This is a genomic window from Methanosalsum natronophilum, assembly GCF_024808815.1.
Classification (GTDB): domain Archaea; phylum Halobacteriota; class Methanosarcinia; order Methanosarcinales; family Methanosarcinaceae; genus Methanosalsum; species Methanosalsum natronophilum.
Genome location: NZ_JANUCS010000018.1, coordinates 23176 through 34884 on the forward strand (window position 1 = coordinate 23176; position 11709 = coordinate 34884).

At 35.3% G+C, this 11709-nt stretch carries 12 protein-coding genes and 1 tRNA gene; 3 read left to right on the plus strand and 10 right to left on the minus strand.

Translation table 11 applies throughout. The features are described from left to right. Positions 1-28: 28 nt before the first annotated feature. A tRNA-Gly gene (locus J2T59_RS08815) sits at positions 29-100 on the minus strand. Between the two features lie 182 nt (positions 101-282). On the opposite strand from J2T59_RS08815, the gene J2T59_RS08820 reads away from it, so the two are divergent. Together J2T59_RS08820 and eif1A are read left to right on the plus strand one after the other, a co-directional pair. Beyond that, entirely contained in the window at positions 283-987 is a 705-nt protein-coding gene (locus tag J2T59_RS08820; RefSeq protein WP_259135571.1) for an HAD family hydrolase, read from the plus strand. Between the two features lie 96 nt (positions 988-1083). Continuing rightward, on the plus strand, positions 1084-1410 hold the full coding sequence (gene eif1A / locus J2T59_RS08825) for a translation initiation factor eIF-1A (RefSeq protein ID WP_259135572.1): 327 nt from the start codon (positions 1084-1086) through the stop codon (positions 1408-1410). A 103-nt stretch (positions 1411-1513) separates the two neighbouring features. On the opposite strand, the gene J2T59_RS08830 is transcribed toward eif1A, so the two are convergent. Beyond that, on the minus strand, positions 1514-2806 hold the full coding sequence (locus J2T59_RS08830) for a coiled-coil domain-containing protein (protein WP_259135573.1): 1293 nt from the start codon (positions 2804-2806) through the stop codon (positions 1514-1516). Positions 2807-3105: 299 nt separating this feature from the next. On the opposite strand from J2T59_RS08830, the gene J2T59_RS08835 reads away from it, so the two are divergent. Then, positions 3106-3282, plus strand: a complete 177-nt coding sequence (locus tag J2T59_RS08835) for a CxxC-x17-CxxC domain-containing protein (RefSeq protein WP_259135574.1) — start codon at positions 3106-3108, stop codon at positions 3280-3282. A 111-nt stretch (positions 3283-3393) separates the two neighbouring features. On the opposite strand, the gene J2T59_RS08840 is transcribed toward J2T59_RS08835, so the two are convergent. From J2T59_RS08840 to J2T59_RS08875, 8 genes are all read right to left on the minus strand, one after another. After that, positions 3394-4566, minus strand: a complete 1173-nt coding sequence (locus J2T59_RS08840; RefSeq protein WP_259135575.1) for a GNAT family N-acetyltransferase — start codon at positions 4564-4566, stop codon at positions 3394-3396. Positions 4567-4634: 68 nt separating this feature from the next. Further along, complete coding sequence (locus tag J2T59_RS08845; RefSeq protein WP_259135576.1) at positions 4635-5126, minus strand: rubrerythrin family protein; 492 nt, start codon at positions 5124-5126, stop codon at positions 4635-4637. 81 nt (positions 5127-5207) lie between these two features. Continuing rightward, positions 5208-5906: a class I SAM-dependent methyltransferase gene (locus tag J2T59_RS08850; RefSeq protein ID WP_259135577.1), complete on the minus strand. Its 699-nt coding sequence runs from the start codon at positions 5904-5906 to the stop codon at positions 5208-5210. Positions 5907-5940: 34 nt separating this feature from the next. Beyond that, positions 5941-6714 (minus strand): formylglycine-generating enzyme family protein, encoded by a 774-nt coding sequence (locus J2T59_RS08855; protein ID WP_259135578.1) that lies wholly within the window; start codon positions 6712-6714, stop codon positions 5941-5943. 123 nt (positions 6715-6837) lie between these two features. Then, positions 6838-7233 (minus strand): response regulator, encoded by a 396-nt coding sequence (locus tag J2T59_RS08860; protein ID WP_259135579.1) that lies wholly within the window; start codon positions 7231-7233, stop codon positions 6838-6840. Between the two features lie 21 nt (positions 7234-7254). Next, positions 7255-9498, minus strand: coding sequence for a histidine kinase dimerization/phosphoacceptor domain -containing protein (locus J2T59_RS08865; protein WP_259135580.1), 2244 nt, complete (start codon positions 9496-9498; stop codon positions 7255-7257). A gap of 36 nt (positions 9499-9534) precedes the next feature. Next, positions 9535-10317: a helix-turn-helix transcriptional regulator gene (locus J2T59_RS08870; protein ID WP_259135581.1), complete on the minus strand. Its 783-nt coding sequence runs from the start codon at positions 10315-10317 to the stop codon at positions 9535-9537. Between the two features lie 81 nt (positions 10318-10398). Continuing rightward, positions 10399-11190, minus strand: a complete 792-nt coding sequence (locus tag J2T59_RS08875) for a helix-turn-helix transcriptional regulator (protein WP_259135582.1) — start codon at positions 11188-11190, stop codon at positions 10399-10401. Positions 11191-11709 lie beyond the last annotated feature (519 nt).

Sequence of the window (11709 nt, forward strand, 5' to 3'; positions counted from 1 at the left end):
ATTAAGAAAAGCAGAACGTACTATATTATGCGTCGACCGGGATTCGAACCCGGGTTTAGGGCTTGGAAGGCCCCAGTCATAGCCACTAGACCATCAACGCATTCGATACCACATAGTAGTATTTCTCAAATATATGGTTTTCGGTAATCTCAGAATATATGAGGAGTTCCAACAGAACCCAAAAAAATTACCTGGGGACTAAAGTATAAATACCGTTAAAGCCAAAAAAGTGTTAGTGAGAATCTGCATAGAACTAAGAATTATAGGGGTCTGGAAACAAAAATGGTTACAAACAATAGGATGAGTAATGGTCTCCCAAAAGGAATCTATTTTGATATGGATAACACATTGTTCGACTTTGTTGAAGCGAAGTTGATCGCATGCGAATGTATGATCGATCATATGGGTAGTGGTGATCCTGAAGACCTGTTAAACTATTTTCTTCGAGGTAAATACCATTTCGAGCATTTATCCAATATAAAAGAATATATCGAGGACCAGGGAATATACTCAGATGACCTCTTCATTCAATGTTGTGATATATATCGAAGAACCACTTTAGATAATATTAAACTTTATCCTAATGTTATGGACACATTAGAATTATTGAAAAAGAAAAATATTTCAGTGGCCATCGTAACAGATGCATATAAACAAAATGCTGCCAGAAGATTAAAAAAAGCAGGTATCTGTCATCTTATAGATAAACTAATAACCAGAGATGTATCGGGTGCAAAAAAACCTGAACTTGAAGTGTTCTATTACGCCTTAAATGAATTTAAATATTCACCTAATGAAGTTGTTTTCGTAGGCGATAGCATGAGGAGAGATATAGCACCTGCAAAACAGATTGGTATGATCACCGCACATGCATTATATGGTGATAAGAACAGAAATTACGGTATTTCACTCAAACCTGACCATGTCCTAAAAGACATCAAAGACATACTCCAGATAATAGATTCGAGTGATCACCATAATTGCTGATATTTTTTATACGGTCCCATTTTCAGCACAAGATATAAGTGTAGTTAGTTTGTTTTGTGTAGTAGAGGAATTAATCTGGCAAACCATAGAAGTAATATGAGAAAGAGCAAAAATAACGCAAATAAAGGTACTGGCGAACCACAAGCTGTCACCAGAGTTCGTGTACCAAGAAAAGATAAAAATGAAGTATTAGCAACAGTCGTCACATTGATGGGTGGCAGTCGTGTGAAATTGCATTGTATGGACGGTAATTCTAGAATGGGAAGAATACCTGGTTCCAAGAAAAAGAGAATGTGGGTTCGTGAAGGCGATATTGTTATTGCAGAACCATGGAATGTCCAAGATTCCAAAGCTGATATTGTTTGGAAATATACCAGACCACAAGTGGATTGGTTAGACAGAAAAGGTTACCTACAACGCTAATATAATTATAATTATAATTTAAAATTTAAAGTTTTCCAATTTCTTAAAAACCCTTTTTTTAAAAATTTAAGTTAATTAATTAATTAATTAATTAATTAATTAATTAATTATATTTAATTTCAATATTTTGCTCGAATGCAGAATTTACATTTGAGTCTAATTCTTGTTTCGTATCTTCAAGTTTCTGTTCGAGATGATGTAAATGTGACGTAGCGTTTTCTATATCTTCCTGAACCGACTTTAAGTTAGTCTGTTTTTTACCAATATCAGTTTCGATTCGTTTCTTCTGATTATAAACACTCATCTGATCAAGTTCATTTTCCAGTTCTTCTATATTTGAATCAAATGACCTCATCTTCTCACAAAGCTCAGATAGTTCATTAGTACTCTTCAGGCGTTCAAGTTGTTCCAGTGTCTTTTCTTTTTTCTTATCCTTAAGACCAAGGGAACCATCCTCAATACGTTGTATCAATTCATTGTATAAAGGTTCTAAATCAAATTCCATTGCACTCACTGGATCGTTTACAAGTGTATCGACCATGGACCTCTTCTCTGGTGAAAGAGAATACATTTTATTATCATCCTGTTTCTGCATTCTTGAAAGTGCTTTTGAGACCGGGGTGAACATACGGTCAATGTCAGAAGCTACAGAGAATTTCTGTGATTTCAAGTGTTCAATTTCCTTCTCAAGCTCTTTTGCTCGTGAATATTCTGGACCGTTGACCAGTTCTTGGAATTCTGATTCCTTTTCTTTAACCCCTACCTCGATATTTGCCTTTTTGAGTTCGAGGTTTGAAATGGCTGATCTTGACTCTTCGATCTCTTTCATCAACTTATTCACATAATCCATTTCTTCAAAAATATCATTGATGGTATCTAGTTTGTTCTTAGAGTCCTTTATTGTAGAAAAGAGGGAACTCAACTGTTCGTGCATCCGATCAAGATCGTCGTCGAGTTGTCGATACTCTTCTGGGTAAAGAGCCTTTGCATATATCATACTTTTCCTGGCATTATCCAGGAATGTATTCATGGTAGCTTTAGTATCAACATAAAAACTATAAGAGCCCTGTAATGAAATTGTTTTTGGGATACTGATCTTTTCACGAACCATTTTCAAATTATCCACTATATTATCCCTGTTAGAGTCACCTACTTTCTCCATCCTCTTATCAGCAGTTTCTACGGGCTCAGCGTCCAATAACTGTTCCCGGTCACGATCAAGGTCATTTAATATTGTCTCGATTTCAGTATAGATATCTTTGATAAGGGGTCGGAGTTCTTCAAGCTCTTTTTCACTCTCCTCCTTACACCATTCCCCAAGTTGTGAAAAATCTAGAGTGAGTGATTCTGCCTCTTCTTTTTTTTGACCAAACAGTTTCTTTATGAACTCGAACATACTCAACTAAAAAACGTAGTGCATGATTAAAAAGGTTTTGGGATACGAGTTTCACTAACATGAAAAGCTAAAAATACTTGTGATCATTTAATAGGACCCTAGCACGGATTGATAATAAGAGACGTGTTAACCAACACTCTTATATACCAATTACCCTTTAAACTGTATTTAGTCAAATAGTTCATCACGCCTCCCTTGAATAAGCATATTTAAGCTAAAATAATAGTGAGTGGCAATTTTTTTTAGATGATTTTTGATCTAAATAGAGATATAATCGAGTTAAAGGGAGGTAAATATATATGGAACGTAAAGGATTCCAACGCAGAGGTAACTTTGATCGCGGACCAAAGGAAATGCATCCTGCAAAATGCACAGATTGCGGTGAAACTACAGAAGTACCTTTTGTACCAGATAAAGAAAGACCAGTATACTGCAGAGACTGTTTCCAAAATCATAGACCTGCTAAAAGGTTCTAAGATTCGAGAACATCTTTTCAATTAATAAAAATTTTTAAATCATGTACATAGATAACTATTAGTATCTCTGTACAATCTTTTTTTCAATTTGTTTTGTTAGTTACATAACATTCACAGGAATATCGCAAAATATCTTTGTATTATCATCAGTGCGATCACAGCAAACAGTGCCCAAAACCACTTATTATATTCGAATATCCTTTTACCTGCATAGAATTGGAATGGTGTGAAAATGAATAAGATATCAAATAGAAGAAACGATATACCAATCAGAAACATACTGTTCCACAAAATCTCAGGTACAAATCCCGGATATAGTAATAATAAACTTAATGTTACCAACATTAGAGTAGCTGAGATCGAATACCCTATTCCAATACTATCCAATTTACCCTTATAACTCCATTTATGGGTAGCAGGGTACTGTGCACCAGTCATTGGAAGGTAGGTCCCAAATACCAATGCTATGACCGAACTGAGTGGATACCCATTATGCCAACCACGGTATACCCATTTCTCATTCTTTAATAGAGTGATCAATTTTAATGGGAGGTATCTATAAATTAAAAATATCAGTAAAGCAATTATTGGATACTGTACATTCTCTAGCCCGTAACTTAACCCGAACCCTGATATAAATGCTAGTGATACAATTGCAATATTGCTCACCCATGCCAATCCGAATCCTGAAGATTCTTCTTTTGAAGGTTCAATACCCTTGACCCAAAGAAAATGACCTAATTCAAAATAATATTGGAGTTCTGCCCATAATCTAAAATAGTCCTTGAAACCAAGGTTGATCAAAACATTGGTATTAGTGTTAAGCTTAAATCCATTATGTGAAAATATTTTACTGGAACTCGTATTATATCCATCAATTACAGTAACTATAGTGTCACATTCAAGTGATTCTAGATATTCTACTGCACTTACTACCAAACTCTGGCCCGCACCAAGTCCCCGTGAACTCTGTGATGTGAACAGCCAGGAAATAATACCAACATTACCTTTACCATTCCCAGTGCAATTACGGTCAAGTATTTCCATAATGACACCACCAACAATATCGCCATTATGTTTGGCTACAAGTGTATGTGGAGTTGTCTTGACAAAAATCGAATGGAATAATGGAAAAGCTTCCTTTGCAATAGCTATAATTTGTTCTTTTTCATGCTCAGTCCTGAGTGCTTCTATAACCATGTTACTACTCAGTTCAGTCTTATCAGTAGAACAAGTATGGTCCATTGACCTTTCACAGGAATCCTTTTGATTTGATGGTACCATAAAAATAAAATTAAAAAGTGTAGCTTATAATAATTGAGTTTTAAAAAAATAAAGTGAATATAATAAAATTATTCTACTTTATCAAACTTGGATTTAGTTGCACCACAAATAGGACACATGTCAGGTGCTTCGTTTTCTACAGTATTACCACATACACTGCATACGTAATAGTCTACTTCTTCATTTCCGCCTATATTTTCGAGCGCTTTCTTGTAGAGGTCAGCATGAATCTCTTCTACCTGATTTGCAATATCAAAGCTCCATACTGCATCCTTATTACCTTCATTCTTAGCTTCTTCTATAAAATCAGGGTACATTTCATGAAATTCGTAGGTTTCACCCTCGATTGCTGCTTTCAAATTATCTTCAGTGCTCTTAATACCATCAAGGAGCTCGAAATGATTATGTGCATGTACTGTTTCTGCTGCTGCAGCTGCTCTGAAAAGTTTAGCGATCTGAGGATAACCATCTTCATCTGCTTTCTTTGCAAATGCTAGATATTTCCTGTTTGCCATAGATTCGCCTGTGAATGCTGCTTCTAAGTTTTCTTTTGTACTCATGTTGTAATAACCTCCATAATGTATTTTTTTGACTATAATATGTGATTACGTTATATTATTTTAACTGAATCGACATTTTTTTTAGAGCCCAGGTTTTCTTGTCACCACTATATAAAGTTTTTTAGGTTCATTGAGTGAAGGGATCATACCTTCCTCAAAATTATCTATCTGTAAAATCTCAAAATCTTCACATAATTTAGAAATATCTTCTTTTGAGAGAAAATGAACAATGAACCCGCCATCGATCTCCCACAAACCTTCACCGCGATGAAGTCCTGTACGATATTGTGGGTCTTTGGTGTTCCGCGTAGTGAATATGTTGAGACCACCAGGTTTTAGTATGCGATATATTTCTGATGATAGTTTGGATAATTCAGATTTTGAAAGTGGCATACAGTATAACATATGTGAATAACAGGCATCAAAAGAATCATTTTCAAATGGCAATAATTCGCGTACATCTTGCTGAACCGTTTGAATAGAATCATCTAAACACTGATCCGTTGCCGTGATATTTATGGCCTCTATACCCTTATGAGAATAATCAAGTGCTGTTACATTGAATCCGGAACGAGCAAAGTATAATGTATCTCGACCCTGCCCAGCACCAAGTTCGATGAGAGAGGTTTTTGATTCTTTTTTTAAAAGTGTTGAAGTGATCTTCGCAGGTTCGCTAGGTATAGTCCCAAATTTATCTGTGTTCGAAGAATACACGGATTCCCAGTGTTCTTTTTGTGCATCACACTTTCCATGATCAACATTCGGATTTTCAGTACCCATTTTATCAGAACCAGTTACAATATCTTAATATTAATTATACATCACTAGCAATCCTAAATCCAACTCTGCTACTTCTTCGATGAACATCAGGTGGATTGAAGAAGCGTGAACTTGATCTACATCCATATGATGATGTTTGCCAACTCCCACCTCTTAATACCCTCATCTCAGTTGCATCTGGTGGACTTGATAGATTCGCAGATCCATCTGTTGGCGTATTATTATAGTCTGGGAGATAAATGTCCTGAACCCATTCCCATACATTCCCGTGCATGTCATGAAATCCCCAATTATTAGGTTTTTTCTGGCCAACCGGTTGTGGACCACGAACACCATCGTCTCTACACCACCCATATTCCATCAATAGTTCATTATCAGCACCATAATAGAACCTGGTAGTAGTACCTGCACGACATGCATATTCCCATTCAGCCTCTGTAGGTAATCTGTACTTATCAGTATTCTCAATCTCATTTAAACGATCAATGATTCCCTGTGCATCATTCCAAGATATCTTACTTACAGGTTTATCATCAATTATGAACTTTGAATTTGGAACTTCACCCAAGATATTAACAAGTTGTCTATTGGTTAAAGGATATTTCCCAAGATAAAACGGGTTAGTTATACGAACCTGATGAGCTGGCCTTTCATTATCGTACCATTTTTGTTCACGATGATCTGAGCCCATTTGAAATGTACCAGGTTCGACCAACAGTAATTCAATATCAGCTGAGTTCTTATAAAGATCAGGAAGGTTTGAATCCTTTTTCACATGACTAGATATGGTTTCATTCTCCTCTTTCAAACAAATACCTCCAAAAAAAAGGTATTTATTAGTATGTTAAATGGACATATAAATAGATATACTTATACTTCGATTTTAGTGTACCTATTCCAAAAAAAAATGATAGTTTAGAGCATTATTGTATCATTGAGTTTCTTGCATTTCCTTTTTATGTTTATTTAATGCCATCTCAATAGTAATTTTCATATCTTCTTCTTTAAAGGGTTTTAATATATATCCATAAGGATTGGTCTCTTTAGCTCTTAAGATAGTCTCTTCATCAGAATAAGCTGTCAAGTAAATGATTGGTATATTGTGTTTTTGACGTATCGTGTCAGCTGCCTCAATACCCGTCATATCCCCTTTAAGCATAATATCCATTAAAATAATATCGGGATATGTAGTTGCAGCTTTATTAATAGCGTCCTGTCCCGTCTTGGCTACAGCGTGTACTGAGTAACCTAATTTCTTGAGCCTTTTTTTTATCTCAAAACCTACAATGTTCTCATCTTCCACCACAAGTACTTTAATTTTACTCATATGTATCAGAACTCTATTAAATTATACTTTATTTATCTCCCTAAAAGTTATCTTGAACTGAGTACTTCCATCATCTGATTCCAGATCTATAGTACCATCTAGCTGATCTACCAATGTATTAACCAATTGTAACCCTAGAGAATCGGTGTTCCTGAAATCCACATGTGATGGAAATCCTTTTCCATCGTCGCTCACCAACAATAAATAATTATCCTCTTTGCTTTTAAGTACAATATCTATTTGTCCATTCTCAGCTGGATCAAAAGCATGTTTTAACGAATTGGATACCAGTTCATTTACTATCATTCCTAAGGGGATAGAAGTATCTATACTTAAATAAACTTTTTCAATATCCAGATTAAGCTGGATCTTACCATTACCTATATTGTACGCTTCCAGTAGATATACTCCAAGTTTATTCACATAATCCGTGAAATCAACACTCCTCATATCCTCGGATTTATATATCTCTTCATGGATCAGAGCCATTGAACGTACCCTATTCTGACTGTTTTTAAACGATTCTATCACTTCAGGGTCACTGAAATGTTCAGATTCAAGATAAAGCATACTAGAAATTACCTGTAAATTATTCTTTACTCTATGATGTATTTCTTTCTTGCGTACCTTTTCAATGTTCAATAAAGCATCTTCGGCTTGTTTTCTGTCAGTGATATCGAGTATTATACCTTGCAAGTATGTGACAGTACCGTTTTGGTCAAGTCGTAATAGAGTTCGTTCATCAACCCACCTAACATCACCAGACTTGGTAATGATCCTGTACTCCGACGTGAAATATTCGGGAATTGTATCAATTATTTTGTTCTTTTGAACAGACTTTGTACCATTATAATATGTATGTTGGGCCACAAGTTCGTCAAGGTCTTTTTCTACTTTATGTAAATCTTCTGGATGAACAATATCAGCATATAACAATTTACCTGATGTGAATTCTTCGGGCTGGTATCCGAACTGAGTAATATTGTCTGAAACAACTTCAACTGGCCATTTATCTTCAGGTAACCACAGGAATACCACTACCTGACTGCTGTTAATGACTACCCGCATTTCTTGCATTGTCTTGTTAGATTCCTTTAATTTACTAGCGTAGTCTTCTAGTATTGAGAGTATTTCATTCAGTCCTATAGGAATATCCTTAAAATCAATAGCTACATCAGTATCTGCACGTGAATCCAGTTTCCCTTTGGACACATCTGTTGAAACTTTACCAAAACTGTCCACAATATTTTTTATAGGACGAGTTATGGATAATGCTATCAGGTATCCCATACTACCCATGAAAATGACTGCTAATGTTGAAATGATGATAAGTTTATCCCTCAAACCAATTGCATCAGCAAGCATTTCGTCTTTAGGAATTGATAGAATAAATGCAAAGTTCCCCATATCTACAGGTTCGTAGAATATTATTGATTTCTTACCAGTTATTGGATCGTTAACTTCTATATGACCTGATATTCCCTCATTTATATCAGCTAACAGCATGTAAACAGGTTCATCATGCAAGTCCATGATGTTCGTGGTACCAATAGCATTCTTGTCCTGAGGATGAGATAGGAGAGTCCCAGAGTTACTGACAACCATAGCATACCCGTTCTCAAGTACCTGTATGTCATGAACTGAGTCATCTATATAATCTAATGAAACATCAACTCCGGCAATGCCTTTAAACTCATCATCTACAATAATAGGTGATACAAAACTTACAATAAGTTCACCTTGGTAAAGATAAGGTTCTGTGACAACATCGGTCCTCATTTGTTTTGGTAATTGGTAATAATCTTCAGTATCGTAGTCTATCAGAGGTTCAACATCTACCTCACCACCGATACGGTTCCAAAATGGGAGAAAACGGCCAGTTTCATCATGATAATCTGCATTAACATATTCCAGATCATTACCATCAAAAGCATCCGGTTCATATCCCACATAAACACCAATTAGTCGAGGGTTTTCTCTCAATATATGCTCCAATTTCTGGTTGATCTCAAACCTATCATCTGATGAGTATCGTTCTAAACTTCGAGCTACAGTATTCGGTATTGCCATATTCTCCCGCATATCCGCATTGAACTGGTTCGCATAATTCTGGGAGATCTCAGTGGACCTCGAATACTCGATATCTATCTTTTGAGTCGTGACAATTGATACGATAATAGCAGTAGATGACGCCATTATGAAAAGAACAGCTATTGTAATGTATAATATAAGTTTAAGTTTAAGTGGTGTCTCATCCCAATTCATAGCCTTATTCCTTTAATGAAATAAGTATTCCAATTATTAAACTTTACTTGAATTAGAAATGAAATGTGAGAACAGGTCATTACCCCATCTGATCGATCTTTGGTCATACCCCACAACATCTTTATGGTCATAATTGCCATTCTTATCAAATAAACTTAAAAGAAAAGCCTTCTCCGAAACTACAATGCCGGGAACTTGGCGTTTACTGGCATTCACAAAAATATTAGAGTGCTCTGATTGCTTTATCGGTTCAAGCTTATCCGTATATTCTTCTTCTAGTCTATTAAGCACACAATCTTTAAAAATGAGATTAAGTTTTGTACCATTTGATGCTAACCTTGAAAAGATGTTGATATATTCGGGATGGAAAAAAGGTAACATTGCATTGATATGTTGGCAGTTACAAAGTTCATTGACAAACTCTTCATCAAGTTCAAATATTCGGTCAAGAGCTGGGTCTAACATTTCACAGTCACCGATCTCTCCCATCCTTGTAAGTAAATTAAGTGGAATTGAATCAAAGTCACGGGATTTCCAATAATGGTAATCTGATTCGAAAAGGTCAACTATTTTAATTAAAGGGATCATATTCTCAGTCAATGCCTTACCTATATATGAAAGACGATAAACATGATCATCATCGTTCTGAACAACAAGCCCCTCTTCTTTCAGTTTCTTCATAGGAGAAATAAGTGGTCTCCAACTACACCCAAATTCTTGCTTAATTTCATTTGACGTTTTAGGACCTGTGAGGAGCAGACTTAATATCCGTTTTCTTTTATCTGAGATCCAAATCGTATCACTTAATTCTGAATCCATCTATAATAAACCCCCTAAATAAATATAAAACATAAATGATCTAAATATTGAACAGTTGTAAATCGGTACTTTAACAACATCTCATCCCACCTCATGTTTAACACAACTTCCTTTTTCTTTACAGTGTTCAAATAACTCCTCTCCCCATTTCAAAGCATTTGAATCAAAGCTCATCACAACCTTGTGGTCATAACGACCTAACTTATCAAAGAACGATATGTAAAGGAACCAGTCAGTTACAGTTACTGTAGGAAAGTTCATGTTTGAATCACAAATGTAAACTGCGCTATTATCAGCTTTAATGATGGCTTCAAGCTCACTATAATAATCTCTTTGCATTCGCTCGAAAACCTTTCGTGTAAAAACTAGAGATATGTTAGCATCATTTTCAATCAACTTTGAGTAAATCGAAGGATACGATGGATGAAAATATGCTGCAAAGGACATGACATTATTAGATTTATAGATATTTTCTGTGAACTCTTTTGGCAGTTCGAACAAATGGTTGATATCAGGTTCTATTATGAAATAATGTCCAAGGTCTCCAAGACGCTTCAATAGGTGAGGAGGAATACAACTAAGGTCTCTTTCAGTCCAATAATCCCTGTATTCTTCAATTACATTAAGGGTGTTTAAAAGAGGTAACATGTTATGCACAATGACCCTACCAGTATCAGTTAAGCTATAAAGATCACCATCTTGGCTTATCAGGCCCCAGTCCTTTAATATCTTTACCTGAGGCATCATTGATCTAGAATTAACATTGAGTGCTGCCTTTATCTGATCAATATCCCTTGGACCTTCTGTGAGAAGTAAAAGCAAGTTCCTTCTTTTTTCCGATATCCAGATAGTGTCACTCAAAGCCAGTTTCATATAGATTTACACCTGATAAATATATCTAGACGTTTTAAATGTCATTTTTTTCTTTTTATTTCATACAATCATTGTCTATGATTTTTTTTGGGCTGCTAACCAGATCATTCGGATTAATAGAATCACTGATGACCATTTAATCTCTTATTACTTAAAAATACTTTTGGTATAGTTGAGTATCTTAAGTTATGTTAAGTACTTCACCCCTTGAAATTGACAAGGTCATTGATTTAATACTTATAATAAGATTAGTCATGAACATTATATAATGTTTTCCAAGTGGATTATAGTACTTTTAAATTAAATTGTGGAGTCTATTCGTTATATGATAGTCAAATGATGCTATATACAAGTATCACACAATCATTAAGCAGAGGAAACACAGTAAGGCTGGTTTCTTAAATATAATAAAACAGAAAGGTGGCAAAATGGCAAATCAAGAAATTCTAGATAAGCTAAAAGAAGCAATTGTAAACCAGGATATTGAAGGTGCAAAGCAAGGTGCACAAGAAGCATTGG